Annotated in this window: 20 protein-coding genes; 5 read left to right on the top strand and 15 right to left on the bottom strand. The window is 61.4% G+C overall.

Translation table 11 applies throughout. From position 1 onward, the window contains the following. Positions 1 to 63 precede the first annotated feature (63 nt). Entirely contained in the window at positions 64 to 960 is an 897-nt protein-coding gene (locus FMN63_RS22730; RefSeq protein WP_148586412.1) for a LysR family transcriptional regulator, read from the top strand. Here FMN63_RS22730 and FMN63_RS22725 read toward each other — a convergent pair. The 7 genes from FMN63_RS22725 to FMN63_RS22695 form a co-directional block, all read right to left on the bottom strand. Next, positions 938 to 2,569 carry a sensor histidine kinase gene (locus FMN63_RS22725; protein ID WP_148586411.1) on the bottom strand — a complete coding sequence of 544 codons (1,632 nt, stop codon included), beginning with the start codon at positions 2,567 to 2,569 and terminating at the stop codon, positions 938 to 940. The two genes, FMN63_RS22730 and FMN63_RS22725, sit on opposite strands and share 23 nt — an antisense overlap. After that, on the bottom strand, positions 2,566 to 3,288 hold the full coding sequence (locus FMN63_RS22720; RefSeq protein ID WP_148586410.1) for a response regulator transcription factor: 723 nt from the start codon (positions 3,286 to 3,288) through the stop codon (positions 2,566 to 2,568). Before FMN63_RS22720 ends, FMN63_RS22725 begins: the two co-directional genes overlap by 4 nt. A gap of 66 nt (positions 3,289 to 3,354) precedes the next feature. Beyond that, entirely contained in the window at positions 3,355 to 5,661 is a 2,307-nt protein-coding gene (locus FMN63_RS22715; RefSeq protein WP_148586409.1) for a VIT and vWA domain-containing protein, read from the bottom strand. Then, positions 5,658 to 7,154 (bottom strand): exosortase T, encoded by a 1,497-nt coding sequence (gene xrtT / locus FMN63_RS22710; protein WP_148586408.1) that lies wholly within the window; start codon positions 7,152 to 7,154, stop codon positions 5,658 to 5,660. Before xrtT ends, FMN63_RS22715 begins: the two co-directional genes overlap by 4 nt. A 73-nt stretch (positions 7,155 to 7,227) precedes the next feature. Then, on the bottom strand, positions 7,228 to 8,037 hold the full coding sequence (locus FMN63_RS22705) for an ABC transporter ATP-binding protein (protein ID WP_148586407.1): 810 nt from the start codon (positions 8,035 to 8,037) through the stop codon (positions 7,228 to 7,230). Further along, complete coding sequence (locus FMN63_RS22700) at positions 8,030 to 9,052, bottom strand: FecCD family ABC transporter permease (RefSeq protein ID WP_148586406.1); 1,023 nt, start codon at positions 9,050 to 9,052, stop codon at positions 8,030 to 8,032. Before FMN63_RS22700 ends, FMN63_RS22705 begins: the two co-directional genes overlap by 8 nt. Continuing rightward, positions 9,049 to 10,038, bottom strand: a complete 990-nt coding sequence (locus tag FMN63_RS22695) for a FecCD family ABC transporter permease (protein ID WP_148586405.1) — start codon at positions 10,036 to 10,038, stop codon at positions 9,049 to 9,051. The genes FMN63_RS22700 and FMN63_RS22695 overlap by 4 nt, the downstream gene beginning before the upstream one ends. A gap of 94 nt (positions 10,039 to 10,132) precedes the next feature. Between FMN63_RS22695 and FMN63_RS22690 the strand changes: the two genes are divergently transcribed. Then, entirely contained in the window at positions 10,133 to 11,041 is a 909-nt protein-coding gene (locus FMN63_RS22690; protein WP_148586404.1) for an ABC transporter substrate-binding protein, read from the top strand. A 35-nt stretch (positions 11,042 to 11,076) separates the two neighbouring features. Here the strand turns inward: FMN63_RS22690 and FMN63_RS22685 are convergent, their stop codons facing one another. From FMN63_RS22685 to FMN63_RS22675, 3 genes are all read right to left on the bottom strand, one after another. Further along, entirely contained in the window at positions 11,077 to 11,544 is a 468-nt protein-coding gene (locus tag FMN63_RS22685; RefSeq protein ID WP_148586403.1) for a GFA family protein, read from the bottom strand. A gap of 194 nt (positions 11,545 to 11,738) precedes the next feature. Beyond that, positions 11,739 to 12,737: a hypothetical protein gene (locus FMN63_RS22680; protein ID WP_148586402.1), complete on the bottom strand. Its 999-nt coding sequence runs from the start codon at positions 12,735 to 12,737 to the stop codon at positions 11,739 to 11,741. 186 nt (positions 12,738 to 12,923) lie between these two features. Further along, entirely contained in the window at positions 12,924 to 14,072 is a 1,149-nt protein-coding gene (locus FMN63_RS22675; RefSeq protein ID WP_148586401.1) for a calcium-binding protein, read from the bottom strand. 235 nt (positions 14,073 to 14,307) lie between these two features. Here FMN63_RS22675 and FMN63_RS22670 point away from each other — a divergent pair, with 235 nt between their 5' ends. After that, positions 14,308 to 15,036 carry a response regulator gene (locus FMN63_RS22670; RefSeq protein WP_148586400.1) on the top strand — a complete coding sequence of 243 codons (729 nt, stop codon included), beginning with the start codon at positions 14,308 to 14,310 and terminating at the stop codon, positions 15,034 to 15,036. Next, the gene (locus FMN63_RS22665; RefSeq protein WP_148586399.1) at positions 15,033 to 16,478 is read left to right on the top strand and encodes an ATP-binding protein; all 1,446 of its coding nucleotides are present in this window, start codon (positions 15,033 to 15,035) and stop codon (positions 16,476 to 16,478) included. The genes FMN63_RS22670 and FMN63_RS22665 overlap by 4 nt, the downstream gene beginning before the upstream one ends. Before the next feature lie 6 nt (positions 16,479 to 16,484). Here FMN63_RS22665 and FMN63_RS22660 read toward each other — a convergent pair whose 3' ends face one another. The 5 genes from FMN63_RS22660 to FMN63_RS22640 all read right to left on the bottom strand — a co-directional run bounded on the left by FMN63_RS22660 (position 16,485) and on the right by FMN63_RS22640 (position 19,941). Continuing rightward, positions 16,485 to 17,627 (bottom strand): FAD-dependent oxidoreductase, encoded by a 1,143-nt coding sequence (locus tag FMN63_RS22660; RefSeq protein ID WP_148586398.1) that lies wholly within the window; start codon positions 17,625 to 17,627, stop codon positions 16,485 to 16,487. Positions 17,628 to 17,838: 211 nt separating this feature from the next. Beyond that, on the bottom strand, positions 17,839 to 18,261 hold the full coding sequence (locus FMN63_RS22655) for a (R)-mandelonitrile lyase (RefSeq protein ID WP_148586397.1): 423 nt from the start codon (positions 18,259 to 18,261) through the stop codon (positions 17,839 to 17,841). A 75-nt stretch (positions 18,262 to 18,336) separates the two neighbouring features. Next, positions 18,337 to 19,257, bottom strand: coding sequence for a DMT family transporter (locus FMN63_RS22650; RefSeq protein WP_148586396.1), 921 nt, complete (start codon positions 19,255 to 19,257; stop codon positions 18,337 to 18,339). A 10-nt stretch (positions 19,258 to 19,267) separates the two neighbouring features. Next, complete coding sequence (locus tag FMN63_RS22645; RefSeq protein WP_023000915.1) at positions 19,268 to 19,612, bottom strand: antibiotic biosynthesis monooxygenase family protein; 345 nt, start codon at positions 19,610 to 19,612, stop codon at positions 19,268 to 19,270. Continuing rightward, complete coding sequence (locus FMN63_RS22640; RefSeq protein ID WP_148586395.1) at positions 19,609 to 19,941, bottom strand: NIPSNAP family protein; 333 nt, start codon at positions 19,939 to 19,941, stop codon at positions 19,609 to 19,611. The genes FMN63_RS22645 and FMN63_RS22640 overlap by 4 nt, the downstream gene beginning before the upstream one ends. 93 nt (positions 19,942 to 20,034) lie before the next feature. Here FMN63_RS22640 and FMN63_RS22635 point away from each other — a divergent pair, with 93 nt between their 5' ends. Beyond that, positions 20,035 to 20,721, top strand: a complete 687-nt coding sequence (locus FMN63_RS22635) for an ArsR/SmtB family transcription factor (RefSeq protein WP_148586394.1) — start codon at positions 20,035 to 20,037, stop codon at positions 20,719 to 20,721. The last annotated feature ends 23 nt before the right edge of the window (positions 20,722 to 20,744 follow it).

Here is a 20,744-nt window from a genome sequence, read left to right as displayed (position 1 = left end):
CAATGATTATGTACAATTCAGGGATAATAACCTGACGCACCGGCTCCACCGAGGACAAGAGTGATGGACAAGATCGAAACCATGCGGGCTTTTGTTGCGGTTGCGCAGGAGCACTCCTTCACTGCCGCCGGGCGACGGCTCGGCCTGTCGACCAAGCTTGTCAGCAAATATGTCCAGCACCTGGAGAGCCAGTTGAAGACACAGCTCTTCAACAGAACCACGCGCAGCGTTTCCCTGACCGATGTCGGCACCGCCTATCTGGAGCATTGCCGACCGATCCTGGAGCAACTCGACGACCTGGATTCGCTCGTGCGCGAGCGACAGGGGGCTCTGGCAGGCCAGATCAGACTGACCGCCCCGACAGGCTTCGGCAGCACACGGCTGAGCGAGGCACTGGTGCCCTTCCTGCGCGAGCATCCCGATGTCGAAGTCGACATGCGCCTGTCAGACCACCGGCTTGCCTTGGTGGAAGAAGGTCTCGACCTGGCGATCCGCATCGGCGCCCTGCGGGACTCCACCCTGATCGCCCGAAAACTTGCCGGCATGCCGCTGGTTCTGTGCGCCTCACCGGATTATCTCCAGCGCCACGGCAGGCCGCAGGACCCAAGTGCCCTGTCGACCCATGTCTGCCTTGTCGACAACAATCAGACGGACCTCAACATCTGGCGGTTCCATTCCAGCGGCAAAGAGCATGTCGTGCGGCTGAACAGCGCCGTGCGCTCGAACTCGCCGGGTGCTCTGGCGCGCATGGCAGTGGGCGGTCTCGGCATCACCATCGCGCCGCTTTACGCCATAGAGGACGCCCTGGAAACCGGACGACTGGAGCGCGTGCTTCCCGATTTTGAGACAGCCACCTTTGGCCTTTACGCGCTCTATCCACCCAACAGGCATCTGACCCGACGCGTGCGCGCGCTGATCGAGCATCTGGCGGCTGAATTCAGCTCCCGCTGGCCGGACTGACCGGCGACGGCCTCACAGGAAAGAACAGTTCGAAGCTGGCGCCATCGTCACCCGGAAGCAGGCTGATCGATGCCCCATGGGCCTTCAGAAGCGCCTGCACGATGCCAAGCCCCATGCCGGTGCCGCCGCTCTCCCGCCGGGTGGTAAAAAACAGATCAAAGACCTGGCCCTGATTTCCCTCGGAAATGCCCTCACCATTGTCATTTACCTGAACCGTGAGGCCTTTCCCGGCCTGCTCGGGAAGGATCGCGACCCTCGTCGCGCCGTGCCGACGGGAATTGTCGATCAGGTTGTCAAACACGATCCGGGCATTTTCCGACGACATCGGCAGGTCGGCCTCTCTGGTCAGGTCGATTTCCAGCCCCTCGAAACGGCCTTTGAGCGCGGCAACGACGTCGCTGAGCCGGCAACTCCCGCCAATCTCGACACTGTCGGCCCGCGCAAGATCGCGCAGCCTGTTCAGCAGCTTCGACGCCCGCTCCGTGTCGCGCAGGATGTTGCCGAGAAATTTCTCACGTTCCGCAGGGCTGAGATCCCCGCCCGCATCCTGCAGCAATTCCGCCGCGCCCTGTATAGCGGTCAGCGGCGTCTTCAGTTCATGGGTCACATGATTGGCGAAGGTGGAAATATAATCGTTGCGCTCGAACAGCTTGCGGGACATGCCGAGCATGCTTTCCGATAGCGCGTGGATCTCGCGGTTGCCGTGAATGGCCAGCGGCTTCAATGCCTCCCGTTCGCCATTACCGATGGCGAGCGAGCGGCGGGTGAGCGCCTTGATCGGCCCGGTAATCGCGCGGGCAAAAATGAAGCCGACGACGAAGGTCGCGGCCAGCACGAAGACCACCATCCAGAAGACGGCCTCCCGTTTCAGGAACATTTCCTTGAGGATATTGCTGGGTGTCCGGGAAGCGTAAACGACGCCCGCGATCCTGTCGTTCACGATAATCGGCATCGCGACAAAAACGCGAACGCTGGTTCCCCGGCTGATGGAGTAGATCGGCTGCGGATTATCGACGATGCGTTCGCGCAGGGCACTGGCATAGCGCCCGGTGAGCGCCTTTTTGACCTCCTCCACATGCGCGAGCGACAGGCCGAGATCCTCACGCCCGGCAATGATCACCCCATTAAAATCAAGCACCCGGAACCCGGCCAGAGTTTTTTTCTGGGTGTCCTGCAGGATGCGCTCCACCGCTTGTCCGGCCCACAGATAAGCCGGATGCGGCGGTTCGGCAGCTGGCCGTGGCGCGCCTCTCCCGGGCAGGACCTTTGTGCGCGTCAGATCCAGTTCCGGAAGTTGCGGCGCCCAGCTTCCGCCCGGTTGGCGCAAATAGATGCTGCGGCTGCCCGGAACCTCAGCCACCTTGGCGACTTCGGGCCCAAGCGGCAGGCCATCCTTCCCGACCTCTTCAAGACGCTGTGCCGTTGCCGCTGCAATTGCGGCGGACTGGCCGATCAGCTCCGCTTCCGTGGTCTCGATAAGCTGATTTTCATAGACGCGGAAAAAGGCGATCCCGGCAAGCGGCACCAGCAACATGATGCTGAGAACTCCCGCCACCACAAGGGAGAGCGGCGGCCGCCATTTGTCACGGAAAGTGCGGGACAGGATCATCCGCTGGTCCCTGTCTCCACCCGGCAGGGCCCGAGCCGGAAGCCGACACCATGAACGGTCTCGATGGCATCGCCGCAGCCAACAGCACCGAGCTTGGCGCGGATGTTGCGGATGTGGCTGTCGATGGTTCTGTCCGAAACGTGGATATTGTCCCGATAGGCGCTCTGCAGGATCTGCTCGCGGGTAAAGACGATCTTGGGCCGGGCCAGCAGGGTGGCGAGGATATCGAACTCGATGGCCGTCAGCGTCACCGGCGTTTCACCGACACTCACATGGCGCTGCGACCGGTCGAGCTCAACCGCTCCGAAGCGAAGCGCCGGCAGATCCTCAACCGTTTCGGCAACAGCGGGGGCGCCATAGCGTTTCAGGATCGCGCCGACCCGTGCAATCAGCTCGCGCGGGCTGAACGGCTTGGTGACATAATCGTCCGCGCCCAGTTCCAGCCCGACGATCTTGTCGATCTCGTCGTCCCGGGCCGACAGAAACAGGATAGGCACCTCGGTCGTCCGGCGCAAATGTCGGCAGACGTCCAGCCCGTCCATTTCCGGCAGGCCGATATCCAGTACGATCAGGGACGGATTGCACAGAAGCGCCTTGTCGAGCGCTTCCTTGCCGTCAGCGGCAACTTCAAACACGTAAGACGCCTTTTGAAGCGCGAAACAGATGACGTCCCGAATGTGCGGGTCGTCATCAACTACAAGAATGGTTTGACCTGGCAATTGTCTCTTCCTGAAAAACAGCTCCCGCAGTCACCTGCGGAAGCGTTACCAATAGCGAAGCGCGGATCAGGTTTCCAGCCACCAGCCATCCCGGCGCAAACTACGGGGCAAGGCAAGGTCCTGCTCATCGCGCAGCTCTGCCTGACCGCGGAACCGGGAAAGCTGCACCTTGTCCCGCAATCTGCGGAAGCTATTCGCCAGCTGAAGCCGGAACCGGGCAGCCACAGCCAGGAGGACCAGCATCAGGCCAAGAATGCCTTCGGGCTCCGGCGCCGAACTGCCGGACAGGTTGAGGGAGGGATAGGCATTGGCGGAAACGCCTGCCACCTGCGGCAGGGGCACATTTCGGTGGGACGTCGCCGCCGGTGCGCCATTCACCACCTTTTCGGATACGGCCACAAAGGACGTGAACCGGGTCTGGAGCGAATAGGTCAGTCCTAGATCCACGATTTCCTGCTTCAGTTGCGTGTCGGTGCTGCCGCCGATGGTGTAGGCGCGTTCCTTGTCGAAGATCTGCTCGCGCGCCCAGATCAGCGGCAAGGCTCGACTGGAAACCGCGTTGCCGTCGACAGAAGACTTCAGGTCGATTTCAAGCGGCAATCTGGCGGCATGCCCATTGACGAGACCATTGATGAAGATCGTGTGCCTTCCACCGGCAGTGTAACGCCCCATCACGCGCACCGATCCGCCTTCGAACAGATCGGGGATCCGGGCCGGGCTCTGGCCCTCGACCTTGAGCCCGTTCCAGTCGATGGAAATATCTGTCAGAAGCGGTGTCTTCAGGTTTGCGGCAAGATTTTCCGCTACATCACCGGCATCTTCTCCCAAAGCGACATAACGGGCATACCCCCGGCCCTCGGTCGCCATCGCATCCAGCAGGAACCGGTTGACGGAGTTGCCGACGCCGAAGGCATAGATGCGTGCCTTGCCGATACGCTTCGCGACACTTGAGATCACGGTCGCCTCATCGCCGATATAGCCGTCGGTCAGGAAGACAACGATGCGGGTGGTGTTGTCCGGCTGCGTCTGATCGAAGGCCGTGTTGACGGCCCGGTCGATCTCCGTTCCACCACCAGCCTCCAGAGAGGACACGAACTTGAGGGCCTGCCGCTTGTTCCGTTCGGTTGCCAGCACTGCATCTCCGGCAAATTGGGATGTGTTGCTGGAAAAGCGAAGGATGCGGAAATAGTCGTCCGGGCGCAAAGCCTTGATCGCTGCGCTCATGAAGGTCTTGCTGGCTTCCATCGGCTGCCCGGTCATGGATCCGGACGTATCCAGCACGAAGACAAGCTCACGCTGGCCGATCATGTCTTCAGCCGGAAGTTTCGGCGGCTCGATCAGCAGCGAGAAATAGCCTCCACCGTCCGCTTCGTATCGGGACGAGGCGCCAGCGGCGACATCGCTTTGTGCGGCAAGCTCATAGCGCAGCACGAAATCCCGGTTGTCGATGGCCCTGCCGGACTTGAATCGGACTGTCTGCATGTCCCCCTGGCTGGAAACCTCCAGCGCATGGGTCTCGCTCGACAGCCTCGAGACAGGCATCGGTGCCTTCAGAGAAAGCTCCAGCGACACGCGCCTGGGGTCGATTTCCTTCGGTGCGTTCTGCCCGATGATCTCGGGATAGGCCGGAAGCTTGTCGATCTGCCAGCCGGAGACCGTTTCGCTGTGCTTGAACGCCGCCGGTTTTGCAGAGATGGACTCATCGCTTGCATATGCAGTGTCGCCGTATCCGGGGCCATCATCTTCAGCCCTATGGTCGCCAGCGATGATCTGCGACGCCTCCATGGCCGCCTGTGGGCCCGGCCCTTCATAACGTGGCCCCACCACCATCGGCATCACCAGCTCATAAGCACCGTCGATCTTGGGAACGGTCTGGGCGTATTCCAGCGTCACCTTCACCGGGCGGCCAGGCATCAGATGGGCAATGTCCTGGGTGAACATGTTCGGCCGGTGCTGGGTCAACAGGGCAGCGGCCTTGCCTTCCCGTTTTGCCTTTTCGAAGGTGGCCTTGGCATCCTCCTTCTTCTTGATCCGGGCCACGATGGTCTCGCCGTCGAGATCCATACGCATGGCATGGATGGCCGCCTTCTGGTTCAGCGGAAACAGGTAGGTCGCATTCAGCGGCAGCTTGGTCGGGTTCAGGAACGTCTGCGTCAGCTCAACGTGGGCCACATCGCCGTCAACCTCGACCCTGTAGTCGGCCTTCAGCAGGGGCAGATGGATCTCCTTGCCGCCTGAAGTGGCGACCACGGTTCCGGACAGATCATCGAGATCAGGCTCAGCAGCGGCGGGCAGCACCGAAAGCGTGCTGAAGACAGCGGCCAGTGAGGCTGCCAGAGAGCTGACAGACACGTATTTGGACAGGACCGTCATATGCGTTTCTCCTTTCGGTCGGGGGCAATGCGGGACGTACGGGTGTTGAGATCGAGAGCGGCCCCGGCGGCTGCCTCGAAGGTGGCGCGCTGCGGTTCGTCCAGCGACCAGGGCGTGATCCGCTGAATGCTGGTCCAGGTGGTGCCGGGCCGCTTCAGCCACAGCCAGATCGCTTCGGCGATGTTGTGGGTCGACTGGCCGGCGCTGGAGACAAAGGTGACGGCAACCCGCCAGTCGCCTCCGGTTTCCGAGCGGGCGCGGTAGAGCGCTGTCGGAACCGGTTCAAACCGGGAGCCGAGAAAGGTCACGTCAAAGCCGAGCCCGCGCAGGCAATCGTCCGGGGCATGAAGGTGGCGCAGCGGCGAGGACGTATGCACCAGCGTCAGCGCCATCGGGCCATAGCGCCGCTTCTGCGCGTGGCCGCCATATTGCTGGAAGTACTGCTCCTCAATGGGCAGCAGGGCTTCGTCTATCCCGACCTCGCCTGCCAGCGTCAACGGCAGCGACTGGGGCCGGGTGGAAGACGACACATCAAGGGCCTGCCTTGGCAGGCTGACGATGAAAAAGGCAAGGCTCAGGAACACCAGTGCGGACATGTTCCGCATGGGCCGCGACAGAACCGGCAAGTTGAAGAAAGCCCGGGTTCCCCTCGGCTCGATGGACCGCGGCTTATAGAAGACCAGCACAGGTGCCATCGACAGGGCGAGCGTCAGATAACCGATGATGTCGTGCAGCGGCTGTGCCATGACATCGGCACCAAAGACCTGTCCCGGATAGGCTATACCAACCGCTAGCAACGCAATACGCAGGGAATTGCCGATGAGGCTCAGCCCCAGCGCAATGAAGGCCCAGAGCGTCGCCGTCAGCAGGTTCGGCCGATACAGCGCATTCAGGATGACCAGTAACGCCATGGCCAGCATCAGTCCGGATGTACCCGAACAGGGCAGGTCCACCAGAACGTCCTTGCCGGCAAGGCCGATCCGGATGCCGGAACAGGAGAGGTCTGAAAAGAAAAGGCCAAGGCCGCCGCAGGAGAGCTTTGCCGACAGTTCCTGAAGCGGATAGCCAAGCAGCCTTTGGAAAATGCGCTCGACCGGCAAGGTGAACAGAAACAGGACCGACAGCCAGAACGGCGAGAGGGCCCGCTGTCTCTCGCCTGTCCGAAACAGGGTCGCCAGCGCAAAGACATCAATTGCCAGCGCCAGTCCGCCAATCACGTTGATCGCCAGAACCTGGCTCGCCAGCCGGATCAGCGCGGAAACCAGCAGAAGCAGAACCGCCATCTGCCTGTGGCCAATCGAATTCTGCCGGACCGGGCTTGTCAGAGACCAGAACGTCAAAGCCGCCAGCGCGGCCAGATAGAGCGCGCCGGTCGACGGATAAGACGGATCGGTCCAGGTGCCGATCAGCCAGCGCAATGGCTCATAAGCAAGGATCAGCGAGGCCAGGAGAAAGGCCAGAGACGTTGGGGAAGTGTTTGCCAGACGGGTCATGGCACCTGTTGTGCCAAGCCCGCTTGCAGGCCCTAGTCAGCCTATGTGCAGATTTTGCGCATTTTGCCGGGCCCTACGCGGAAACGCCCGTGTTGGAGGCTTTGCCCCAGGAAACAATGACCGGTCGTTCCAGACCGTCCAGGGGCAAGATCCGGCAGTCGATGCCGAAGACGGAAGAGATGATCTCCTGCGTCAGAACCTCCGTCGTCGGCCCGTTAGCTGCAATCCGTCCCCGCTCGAACAGAACGACATGATCGGCATAGCGCATGGCCATGTTGAGATCGTGCAGGACGATGACGAAACTGCGGTTCTCGGAACGGCTCAGGCGCTTGACGAGATCCAGCAGTTCAAACGCATGGGCAATGTCCAGGTGGTTGGTCGGCTCATCCAGAAAGATGCGCGGAGCGTCCTGCGCCAGCGTCATGGCGACCCAGGCCCGTTGCAGCTGCCCGCCGGAGAGTTGCGCCAGCGCACGGTCTTTCAGCTCTGCCATTTCGGTGATGCCCAGTGCACGGTCGCAGGCTGCCCTGTCGTCCGCCGACGGTCCACCGAACCGGCTGCGATGGGCGAACCGCCCCATCAGGACCAGATCCTCAACCGAAAGATCGGACGGAGCGTCCGGCGATTGCGACAACATGGCGACCTGGCGCGCCAGATCCTTCTGTGTCCAGTCGCCAAGCGCCCTGCCCGCAATTTCCACCCTGCCGTCGTCCAGCCGGTGCAGTCCGCGCATCACTTTTAGGGCAGTCGACTTGCCACTGCCGTTCGGCCCGCAAAAGGCAATGATCCTGCCGTCGGGCAGATCGAGACTGACCTCGTTCAGCGCGGGAGCACCATCGTAAGCGGCACTGACACGGTCGAGACTGGCCAGAATATCAGGCATGGGATTGCCGTCCTTTTACAAGCAGATAGAGAAACAGCGGCGCACCGACGAGCGCGGTCAGGGCGCCTGCGGGCAGTTCCAGCGGCGGTGCGATGATCCGGGCCAGCGTGTCGGCTGCCAGCACCAGGAAACTCCCGGTCAGAGCCACGGAGACCAGATATCCGGACCGGAACTGACCGTGAAATATCCGCGCCACATGCGGTGCGACCAGACCAACGAATCCGATGGCTCCGACATGGGCTGTCGCGATCGCCGTCAGGAAAACCGCAATCGCCAGAAGGCTCACCTGAGCCCTATCCAGCGACAGTCCGGTTACGGCAGCGCTCTGCGGATCCAGCACGAGCTGCCGAATGGTGAGCCGCTGCAGCAGCAAAAGGGGAATGACTGCCAGAAGTCCGAGGCCCACCGCCAGAACATCCTGCCAATGGGCCGCACCGACGGACCCCGTGAACCAGGTCAGGGCCTGACTTGCCCTGTAGACTGGCCCCAGAATAATCAACAGCGTGACCGCTGCCTTGGCGAGTGCGGCCAGGGCAATCCCGTACAGGATGATCTTCAACGGCTTGCTGCTGCCCTGATCAAGAGAAGCAAGCGCAATCACCAGGGCCCCAAAAACGGCCGCCCCGGCAATGGCAGCCAGAGGCTGCCAATGGATGGAAACGGTCAGATTGTTCGCCTGGTCGGAAAACAGCCACAGGAACAGCACCACACCGACCGCCGCACCGTCCGTGATGCCCAGAACCGACGGCGAGGCCATCGGATTGCGAACGACCCTCTGCAGCAAGGCCCCGGCAAGGGCAAGCGCGGCTCCCGCCAGTATGGCAAGGGCAACGCGGGGCAAGCGAAGGGTCCAGACGATCACCTCGTCCATGCGGCTGCCCTGCCCGGCAAGGGCTGCCACGACGCGTTCGGGCGGCATGAAGCTGGAGCCAATGCCAGTTGCCGCCAGCGTCAGCGCAAACACAAGCAACATGACCGGCAGCAGCCGAACCAGGGGAAAGACGCCTGCCGTCACGCCGCAAGCCCTTTCCGCCTGTGCAGCAGATGTATCAGCATCGGCACACCCACAAGCGCAAGAACGGCACTCATCGGCGCTTCACCCGGCGCAACGATGATACGGGCCAGAATATCGGCAAGAACTGCAATCAGCGCTCCGGTCAGAAGCGAGAGCACGATCAATTGCCACGTCGATGGCAGAGCGCCATCGGTCAGGCGGCGTGCCAGATGCGGCGCGACCAGCCCCAGAAACAGCACCGGCCCGGCCATGGCCACCGCCCCTGCCGCCAGCAGAGCTGCAAGCCCGAGCGCGACCAGCCTGACCAAGCCGACGTTGACCCCGACCGAGCGGGCACTGGCATCATCCAGACGCAGAACGTCAAGCGGCGTTGCCAGAAGAAAGCTGCCGAAGGCCCCGACAAGAAGCAGCGGCACCCCTAGTTGCAAGAGCCCAATTGGTCGGTCGGAAAAACTGCCCGACAGCCAGAACAAAAGCGTTTCAAGCGCGGTTTCATCGATCAGGAGCAAGGTTTGCGTGAAGGATGCCAGCAGGGCAGCGACAGTAAAGCCGGCCAGCAGCGTGGTTGCCGGATTGCCCGCCCCGCCGGTGGACGCGGAAATCGAAAACACCAGCGCTGTTGCTGCAAGTGCCCCCAGCACCGCCGCAATGCCGATACCGGCCAGGCTCACCACACCGAACACCGTCACCCCCAGGATCACAAACAGCGCAGCGCCCGCATTAACGCCAAGCAGGCCGGGTTCGGCCAGCGGATTGCGGGTAACCGATTGCATCAAAAGGCCGGAAAGGCCGAGCGAAGCCCCGCAAACCACGCCGATTGCGGTCCTGGGAAGACGCAAGGTGGTCACGATCAGCGCATCTGCGCCCTCGCCCCCCATAAGCGCGGCAAAGACCGTTTGAGGCGTATAAAACGTCAAACCGGCATGCAGGCTGAAGATGACAGCCGCGCACAGCGCCAGAAACAAGGCAATCGCCGTCCGCTTCATGCGCGCTCCTCTCTCCTCCGATTGACAAAACTTCGGCTCGTCCATACACGGATTTAATTCTGGAGGCAATTATTCAACTTTTTAAGGAATTCTAATGAAGACCTGGTCACGCCTGCTATGTGCCCTGCCCCTGTTCGCGCTGCTCGCGGCAAGCCCAGCTCATTCCCGCGACATAACCGACAGCATGGGCACCGTCACGGTGCCAGACGCGCCGAAGCGGATTGTCGTCCTGACGAATGAAGGCACCGAAGCTCTGCTGGAGCTTGGCGTAACGCCAGTGGGTGCGGCCAATTCCTGGCAGGGCGATCCCTGGTGGGATCACATTTCCGATGCCATGGAAGGCGCGGAACCCGTCGGCATGGAAAACACAATCAACCTGGAACTGGTCGCAGCCCTCGAACCGGATCTGATTCTGGCGAACAAACAGCGGCACGAGGAAATCTATCCGCAGCTGACCGCAATCGCGCCGACCGTCATGTCCAGGGAACTGCGCGGTGACTGGAAGATCAACTTCCGCCTCTATGCCGAAGCCCTCGGCAAGGAGCAGGAAGCGGATGCAGCCATCGCCGATTATGATGCTTCAGTCGCGGAACTTCGGGACAAACTTGGAGATCACCTCAACGAGGAAGTCTCGGTCATCCGCTTCGTGCCCGGCCAGATCCGTATCTATCAGCTCGACAGTTTCTCCGGTGTGCTTCTGAAAGACATCGGCTTTCACCGGCCGGCCAACCAGAACGTCGAAGAATTCGCCATCCGCACCGGCAAGGAAAGCATTCCGGACATGGATGGCGACCGGATCTTCTACTTCACCTATGACAATGGCGACGGCAAAGGCACATCCCTGGAGAAAGAAGTGCTCGCCGAGCCGTTGTGGCAGTCTCTTTCCGCCGTCAAGGCCGGCAAGGTGCACCAGGTCAGCGATGCGATCTGGAACACAGCCGGCGGCATCCTGGCTGCAAAGCTGATGCTTCAGGACATTGCCGGCATTTACGGTCTCGATTGAGGCACGCTGCCCGCGTGTGACCGGGTATTGGATCTTTATTCGGCCGCCTGCTGGTGGGCGGCGAATTCGCCCATCAGCTTCATGAAGTCTTCCGGTGGCGGAAAGCCTTCGTAGCGGTGCCTTGCGGGCGTTTCGACCCAGGGCAACCTGTTGGCCGTCATGGTTTCCATGAAAGGTTCGGTCCAGCGAAGGTCGTCTAGCAGGATCGAGCGGACGTTGACGATCTCGTCGTAGCCAGGAATGCGCGTGAACATCCAGGTCTTGCAGTCCGGACAGAAATAATGATCCGCCTCTGGTCCCTGCAATCCGCCCTTCACCGGTGTTCCCTCTGTCACCTTGAAGGACGGTGCCGGCATGACCGCGGTCAGGGAATAGGCGCTGGAACTCATCTGCTGGCAGCCTCTGCAATGGCAGGCACAGGTGATCAGCGGCGGCGCGGAGACTTCAAAGCTCGTATGACCGCAACGGCATGTTCCCTTGAGTGAAAAAGTCTGTTGTGTCATCTCCCGCTCCATCTTGTTCGGTCGGCCGCCTGGCCGGCAGCCACCGCAACCTGTACGGCAACGGGCTCGTTTTCAAGAGCCTTTCAACCCGTTGCCCGGGCCTCGCCCGCACGCATCATGGAACAGAAAAGGCAAGCCCCGGCTCAAGGCCGGGGCAAAATGTGGAGGTTATCTGATTTCGGCCAGCTCTCCTGTCAGACCTTTTCCAGAAGCGGTCGGAGGGATGCATGAATGTTCGGGCTTTCCTCCCGGATGAACCGCAGGAGAGCCTTCTCGTTTTCATGCAATACGCCGTCACGGCCGATGCGGTCCACCAGCCAGGCCGCTTCGTCTTCCGTCACCACCTCATTGGTGGCAATCTCCGCAAGCATATCGTTTCCACGGGCAGCAAATGGGTCCGGCTTGTCCTCATAGGCATCCCGGATGCCACCGATACCGCCGCTGAACATCTTCTTGAAAAACCCACCGAGGCCACCGTCAAATCCGCCCGGTTGCTCCAGCCAGTTTTCCCGTTCAAGCGCAATCTTGCGGGGTGGTGGCGTGAAGCCGGACATGGCCATTACGAAATTTGCAACCGCCTTGGCAAAGAGCTCCGACCAGGCAGGGGCGTTTTCCGCTTCCACTGTGGCATCGTTCAGATCGAACAGGACTTCGGCTTCGGCCTTGGAAATGGCAACACCCCGGCTGCCGGCGCTCGCGTAAAGCACACGGCGCAGCAGCTCCACCTCAGCATCGGCGATGACGCCCGGCTTCAGGTGCGTTCCCGAGCGCGTCGGGCCCTCGCCGGATATGACACTGTCCGCCACGGCCCGCAGGGCAAACTGCTCCAGTTTCTCCGGCACGTCGCGGGCTTTCTCAAGCACATGCAACACCGCGTCCAGTTCGGTTTTGCCGCAGATGTGGCCATCGGCCAGGATCTGGTCGATCAGCCAGGTGGCCTTGTCCTCCGAGACGTAGCCTTCAGGCTTTGCCTGATGCACCAGAATATCGAGGATCGCTTCGGGAAAGAGCTCAAACCAGCTGTCATGATAGGTGATATTGGCGTTGTTCAGCCGGAACAGGGCTTCCCCCTCTTCCAGAGACACTGCCATGTCGCCATAAACGTAGCGGCGCACGTTGATGACATCGTCTTCGCTGAGATGTCCCGTTGCAATTCGGGCAGTCACGAAATCGTTCAATGTCGGTTTGGCCATGATGTTCCCTTTGAAAAACCGGAACGACTATTACCGACATTTCTTGAAGTTCTTCTAACCCAGAACGAAAAAGGGAGCCGTGAGGGACGGCTCCCTTCTCTGTTGCCGCCTGCGAGGTGGGCCGCTGGCGGTCAACTGCTCCGGCCGGGTTAAAGAGCCGGAGAACCAAATGACTTCAGTAAAGGATCAGCCCCGGCGGTTTTGACCCCAACCCTGACCTTGACCCTGACCCCGGCCTTCACCATGTCCCCGGCCATCCTTCCAGCCGTCACCTCGTCCCATGCCTCTGCCCTTGCCATGGCCGCCTTTTCGGCCACCTCGGAAGTCGGCCTTGGTGATCACGCCGTCGTTGTTGCGGTCAGCGCGCTCCAGCATGCGGTCCTGATGCTGCTTCTGTTCCTCGGCAGTGATTCCAAGGCTGCCATCGGCATCGGCACGCTGGAACATGTCGACGACACGGTTCTCGTTGATCGCGAGCCACAGCGGACCGAAGTCCTGAAGGGTGAAGGAACCGCTTTGATCCGTATCGGCCAGTGCGAACAACGCAGCGCGCCTGGTATCGAATTCCTCACGGCTCACCTTGCCGTCGGCATCGGTGTCGAACATGCCCAGGAACATGGCTCCCCGGCCGCCATGGCCGCCGCGTCCCATATGGTGCCCTCTTGGCCCCATTTGCGGGCCACCGCGCCGGCCCTGTTCGCCACGGCCACCCCGCTCGGCACGTTCACCGCGCTTCCCCGGCTCACCGCGCTCTGCTCTTTCGCCGCGCGGGCCGCGGTCGTCATCGTCGGCAGCAGGACCACGCGGGCCACGAACACGTTCCACGGTGCCGTTGCCGTCACGGTCCAGCATGTTGAACATGCGGTTGGCCAGAATATCCGTTTCTTCCTGGGTCACCGAGCCATCGCCGTCACGGTCCATGAACTGGAACGCCCTGACCATGCGGTCGTTGGACCGGTTGAGAAATTCGGCCTTGAATTCCTCCAGGCTGATTTCGCCATTACCGTCTGTATCGGCGGATGCGAATTCCTGCGTCCGGATTTCCTCGATTTCCACCTTGGTAATGACACCGTCTTCATTGACGTCGAAACGTTCGAACAGGCGCTCGGCGCGCTGCTGACCGCCGCGCATACCATGACCCCGACCGAAGCCGTGTCCGGGACCGCCGCGCCCATCCATAAGGGCGACGCGCGACCCGTCGTTCTGCCGAATTTGTTGCCCCCCGTCCTGGTTTGCAGTCGCGTTCTGGGCGGAAGCGGACAGGCCAGCCGTCAGCGCGGTTCCCGCGACGCTCGCGGCCAGGGCGGCAATTGCAATCTTCTTGAACGGTTTCATTCCAACAACTCCTTGGTACGTTGATGAGCTGAAGGTAGGCATCAATTGTCGCAGGAATACCGTGCGAATGGGCCGGAAGTGTCGCCATCTGTCCCGGACAGGCACTGCGACACACTTTGTTACAAGTTCCGGTCGCACAAGCGCGTTGCGGAGACTATTTTTACCGTAGAAACAGAAGGATCACAGCGCCCGGCCGGTTTGTACAAACACCTGGCCGGCCAGATTGGAGAGACCCTTGAGCGATCCGAGCCCGCATATCCTGGTGGTGGACGATCACCGCGACATCCGCGAAACGCTTGCGCGCTACCTGGTCAAGAACGGCCTGCGTGCGACCGTGGCGGAAAATGCCGCGCAGGCGCGCAAGACCCTGAAGGCGGCATCCATCGATCTTGTCGTGCTGGATATCATGATGCCAGGCGAAGACGGATTGTCCCTGTGCCGCCATCTGGTGGAGGCCGGTTCCATGCCCGTTATCCTTTTGACCGCGATGGCGGACGACACGGACCGGGTGATCGGGCTGGAAATCGGTGCCGACGACTACGTGACGAAACCCTTCAACCCCCGCGAATTGCTGGCACGCATTCGCGCGGTCCTGCGCCGCACTTCGCTTGCACCGAAAGAGCGCGATCCAATCGAACACGACAGGCTGTATTTCGACGGTTGGTCGTTGAATGTCTCCCGGCGCGAGCTGTTGGATCCGGAGGGCACATCCGTGGCCCTTTCCAGCGGCGAATTCCAGCTTCTGTGTGCTTTTCTCAAACGTCCGAAGATGGTGCTCAACCGGGACCAGCTCATGGATCTGACCACCGGCAGAACCCCTGCCGTTTTCGACAGGTCCATCGACAACCAGGTGTCGCGTCTGCGTCGGAAGATCGAGATCGATCCGAAAGACCCCAAGCTGATCAAGACCGTCTGGGGTGGTGGCTACATGTTCACCGCCGACGTGAAAGATCCGGCTGAATGACAACGCCTCCAACGCCCCGTCCCATACTTGCCCGCCTGTGGCCGAGCACCCTTGCCTCGCAGCTCATCATCCTGCTTCTGGCAGCAATCATTGCGGCGCAGGCGTTCAGCATCTGGATCTTCCAGGACGAGCGGCGCATCGCGCTCGTGGCCGCCGCCCGCGACAACCTTCTGTCGCGCGCGGTCTCCCTCGCGGAGTTGATGGAAGACACGCCTGCAAACCTGCAGGACCGGATTCTCCTGGCAAGCAGCAGCCGGTTCGCGGTTTTCTGGCTCGGCGACACGCCCCTTGCGCCCGCCCCCGGCAAATCGCGTTTCGAAAGACGCCTGCAGAACTACATGGCCGACCGGCTGGAACATGGCCAGGCCGTGCATCTCAACATCCTTGCCGACGAAAGACGCGGACCGCGCGGCCGTGAGGCAGATGACGACGATCGGCCGAGATGGCGCGATGTGCCGCGGCACGAACGTCCCTCGAACATGCGCAAGATCATGAACAAGCCGGAAGACCTGTCGCTGTCTATCCGGATGAGCGACGGACGCTGGCTGAATGTCGCCACCAGCTACCGCCCGCCTGCCGGGGCTTTTGTGCCCCTGATGGTGCAACTGTCGATAACGGCCCTGCTGATGGTGTTGATTATTGGCTTTGCTGTCCGCCGCGTAACGCGTCCCCTGAAAGAGCTGTCTGTTGCGGCCGAAAAATTCGGCCGTGGCGAGCAGCAGCCGCCATTGACGCCCAGTGGACCGCGCGAAGTCCGCTCCCTGACAAGCGCTTTCAACGACATGCAGGACCGCCTGACACGTTTTGTCAGGGACCGGACCCGGATGCTGGCAGCCATCAGCCACGACCTGAGAACCCCGATCACCTCTCTGCGCCTTCGGGCCGAATTCATCGAGGACGAGGAAAACCGGGACAAGATGATCGAAACCCTGGAAGAAATGGCTGCGATGACGGAAGCCGCGCTGCGTTTCGCCCGGGACGACGCCCAGGCTGAAACCGGCGAAAACGCAGATCTCGGCGCAATTCTGGAGGCGCTTGCGGGCGACCAGCAGGACCTTGGCCACCAGTGCACCGTGGAAACGGATGGACGCATCGTGCTGCCGTGCCGTCCGGTGGCGCTCAAACGGGCGCTGAGGAACCTGATCGAAAACGGCATCCGCTACGGTGACCGTGTTTCGGTTCATGCGGCCAGATCTGACGGTGAAGCGCTCATCCGCATCACGGACGATGGCCCGGGCATTCCCGAGGAAAAGTTGAAGGACGTCTTCGAACCGTTTGTCCGGCTTGAAGAATCCCGCAGCGAAGAAACCGGCGGCATCGGACTGGGGCTCGCGATCACCCGGTCGATCATCCATGCCCATGGCGGGCGGATCGACTTGAAGAACCGCCCGGAAGGCGGCCTCCAGGCCGAGGTTCGGTTGCCGCTTGGTGCCGGCAAATAGGCTGTTTCACAGCCCGCTTGGCACAAGCCGTCCCGAGATCAGCTGCGACAGCACGGAGGGAAAGGGCGGAATGCGGCTGAGCGGAAACAACACATTGTCGCGCACGACTGGCAGCAACCGGCTGTCGCTTTGATAGGCGGGCGTGAACACCGCGCTAAAGGCCTGATAGACCCCTACATGCCAGCGTCTGGCCTTGCCATAGGCAGGCAAAGCCTGCTCTAGCGGCAGAGTTTCCAACGCCTTTGCCAGGGCCGCCGCATCCAGAAGTGCCATATTGGCCCCCTGCCCGAGCTGCGGACTTGCCCGGTGGGCGGAATCGCCGATGAAGGCAATCTTGTCTCCCCAGGGCTGGCGCAAGGTGCCATGGCCATACCGCGCCATCGTCATTTGCTCCGGGTCGGTGATCTGCTCCAGAAACGGACCTGCCTCGGGCCAGATCGATAGGGCCTCATCCTTCCAGGCTGAAAGCCCCCCTTTGAGCCAGTCTTCATAGGCTTCCTGGCGAAGAGACCAGAAGAACGCCGCCTTCCGCCGGCCCTGCGCCGGAATGAGCCCCACGGGCAACACCCCGATCATGCAGTCGGCCCAGCGATAGCGCTGGGAAAGGTGATCCTCCGGCAAACCACCGGGAACCCAGTCGACCGTTCCCCAGATCGCTCCGAACGCCAGGGGCCGGGCCTTGAGCGGCGACAGAACCGAATTGGCGCCGGACGCATCGATGACCAGGTCGAAGGGGTCGGAGAAGCTACCGTCGTCAAAGCGGAGCTTGCCGTCTTCATGACCGGTTATGCGGCAGTCCGTGCGCCAGTAAAGCGCGCGCGTCAGCACTTTTTCATAAAGCGCGGAAAACAGCGCGGCCCTGTGAATGCCAAGCCCCGGCACGGCGCCATAGTCGACATCGAGAACGCGGCGTCCTGTCTGCGCCGACTTGCCGAGCACACGCTTCACCGGTGCTGCGTGTTTCAGAACCGCATCCGCGACACCTGCCATTTTCAGCACCTCCAGTCCGACGGGCTGGAGCATCAGGCCTGAACCGATGGGAACAGGTTTGCGGAACTGTTCGAAGATGGAAATCCGGTGACCGAGACGCTCCAGAAGAATGGCTGCGGCCAGTCCTCCGATCCCGGCACCGACGATGGCTATGTTCATCCGGCAATCACTTCACGAAAACAAAGAACCTTTTTGACCCGAGTCTGTCCGCAAGTACAATATGCGCCGTGGCTTGCAGGCCCCGCATTACGCGGCGTCGGCTTCAAGGTAAAAACGACGGAGAGACCAAGGGAAAGCGCTGTATCAGCCTATTTGCTGGCAAAAATAAGGGGGCCATTGGCGGCAGTGCAAAAAAACCACCTCAGTTTCCTCACCGCCGGGCCTGGATGCCGCCGGCATAGGTCGCCTCGTCAACCGGCTCCAGCCACTCTGCCGTTGCACCATCCAGCTCCTCCTGAATGGCCAGATGGACAAGCGACGTGTTCGGCCCCGCGCCATGCCAATGCTTGACGCCCGGCGGAATCCAGATGACATCGCCCGGCAGGATCGACAGCTTTTCCTGTCCCCACAGATGCACGAAGCCTGCCCCTTGCAGCACTTGCAGCGTCTGCCCAAGCGGATGGGTGTGCCAATGGGTGCGGGCGCCAGGTTCGAATGTCACCTGCAGAGCGCGTACCCGCGCAGGCGCGGGAGCCTCGATAACCGGATCTTGCCAGACAGTTCCGGTAAAATAGTCCGGGCTTGCACGTCGTGACGGCCGGGATCCAGCCTCAAAAACGGTCAGGACACTCATGACACCTCCTCCCAAATCTCTGCCATCAAATGTGCGGGCTGGGCCGTCCAGTTTCCTGCCGGCCGTATGCCCAAGTCACTTGGAGGCAGGTACTGGAGCCGAAACGTCGTGCCGTTTCACCGCACGCGGCCAGTTGATCAGAACAACCCCGAAAATGGCAAGGCAAATTCCGGCAAAGGTTTCCAGATCCAGCGTCTCGGAAAGAAATACCACGCCAAGGAAAACACCGACACCGGAGCGCAGATAGGCCTGGCTGGCTGTCCCCATCGCGCCAAGTGTGCTCAACAAACGAAAGTAGATCAGGAAAGCCAACGCGGTGCAGACAATCGACAGCGTCAGCGCGGCGATGATGCCCGTTGCATCCGGCGTCAACTGCCAAGGTTGGTCGATGATAAAGCTCGCCGGGACAAGAACGATTGACGCGCAGATGAGCGTTCCTGTGGCCGTCACAATGGGCGGCACCCCGGCGAAGATCCGCCCCCGCAAAGCGGCAATGCCATAGAGCGCAGCCCCGAACAGAACCACGAGCTGCGGCACAAGGTTCCTCCCGATATCTTCCAGCGCCCCGACACCGACGATCAGAACGATGCCCGCGAAACCGAACAGGGCGCCGGTCAGTTGCCGGGCGCCGGGCCTTTCGCCCTTGTTCACCAGCAGGAACGAAAAGACGAAGACCCAGAGCGGCGAAGTGGAATTCAGAACACTGGAGACGGCTGTTCCAGCATATTGCTGTCCCCAGGCCAGCATCAGCCACGGCCCCGTGCTGTTGACCAGAGACTGGATGAAGAATTGCTTCCAGCTTCCTTTGTCCAGCGGCATGCGCATGCCTCTGGCGGCCATGATGGCCAGAAGCACCAGCGCCGCAAGCGATACACGAATGGCAATCAGCGTCGCCGGAGGGAACGATGGCAGTGCCAGGCTGATCCACATGTAGGACGAGCCCCACAGCAGGGCGAGCACACCCAAAAGCGCCAGTTCGATCGATCTGTTGTGCATGGCTGATTGCCTAGCCGTTCACGTCGCGGCTGTCGGCCGGAGCCTCGTCGCGCTCGTCCATGCCGTAGTCGCGCAGCACCTGCGCCACCCGCAACCGGTAGTCCTTGAAGTAGCTGTTACGCCCGGCACGCTGTGCCTTGCGATGCTGGGTCAGTTGACGCCACTCGTTCAGCGCGGCCTCGTCCCGGAAGAAGGAGACCGACAGCAGCTTTTCCGGATTGGTGAGGCTCTGGAAGCGCTCGACGGACAGGAACCCGTCGATCTGTTCGACCAGGGGCTTCATCTCGGCGGCCATATCCAGATAGGCCTGTTTCTTGTCCGCATGCGGTATCACTTCGAAGATGACGGCAATCATATGAGTTTTTCTCCCAGAGCATGCGGTGCGGAGGTCAGTTTCAAAAACGTTCGGTCTTCCCGCAAGATGAATTTTTCCTTCATGGCAAAGGCATAGTTTTCCTGCCCCAGCGGGTCTGCGGCGAGCCGTGCCCGATAGGCTTCATAGGCAGCAAGATTTTCGATGGAATAGACGCCGTAAGCCAGCGTCGTTGACCCTTCGTGAGGGGCGAAATAACCGATCAGGTCCGCACCGCAACGCGGGATCGCCTGCCCCCAGTTCCGGGCATATTGCTCAAAGGCTGCTTTTTTCGTTGGATCGATGTGATAGCGGATGAAACAGGTAATCATGGAACTCTCCTTCAGGGCTGTGTCGATGGCCCTTGTGTGACACGGCCCATGTCTGCAATGCTTCGACGCAGATCGAACCATGGAGACAAGCCAATGAAGGATGGACCGGACATTGCGCGCATCGGCGCCTTGATGGGCGATCCGGCCCGCGCCAACATCCTGAGCGCGCTTTTGAGCGGCAAGGCTTTGACGGCGACGGAACTGGCAGCGGAAGCCGGCATCACCGGCCAGACGGCCAGCTCCCACCTGAAGAAGCTGATGGAAGGCGGCCTGTTGACCCAGGCCAAACAGGGTCGCCATCGCTATTTCACCCTGGCCGGGCCGGAAGTTGGCACCGTTCTGGAGGCCGTGATGGGCCTTGCCGCCCGCAAGGGTCACCTGCGCACCCGCACCGGCCCCAAGGATCCGCAGATGCGTGCCGCCCGCGTGTGCTACGACCATCTGGCCGGTGATATGGCGGTGCGCATCTACGACAGCATGCAGAAGCGCGGATTTCTCACTGTCTCTTCGGACACTGGCGGCCTTGCCCTGACCGCCGACGGCACCGGTTTCGTCTCGAGTATCGGCATCGACCTGGATGCCCTCACCGCAAGCCGCCGCCCGCTGTGCCGCGCATGCCTGGACTGGAGCGAACGGCGCAACCATCTGGCCGGAGGTCTGGGCGCAGCGCTTCTCACCCGCTTCACCGACAGTGGCTGGCTGCGCCGGGAACCCTCCGGTCGGATCGTGCATGTTTCGCCCAAAGGCGAGGCTGAGCTGAAGAAGCTGTTTCAGGTTTAGGGAGCGGCTACGGGCAACTCAAG

The organism is Stappia sp. BW2, from assembly GCF_008107695.1.
In the GTDB taxonomy this organism is placed as follows: domain Bacteria; phylum Pseudomonadota; class Alphaproteobacteria; order Rhizobiales; family Stappiaceae; genus Roseibium.
Note: the sequence above shows the minus strand (reverse complement) of the source record. Positions and strands in the feature narration are given on the sequence as shown.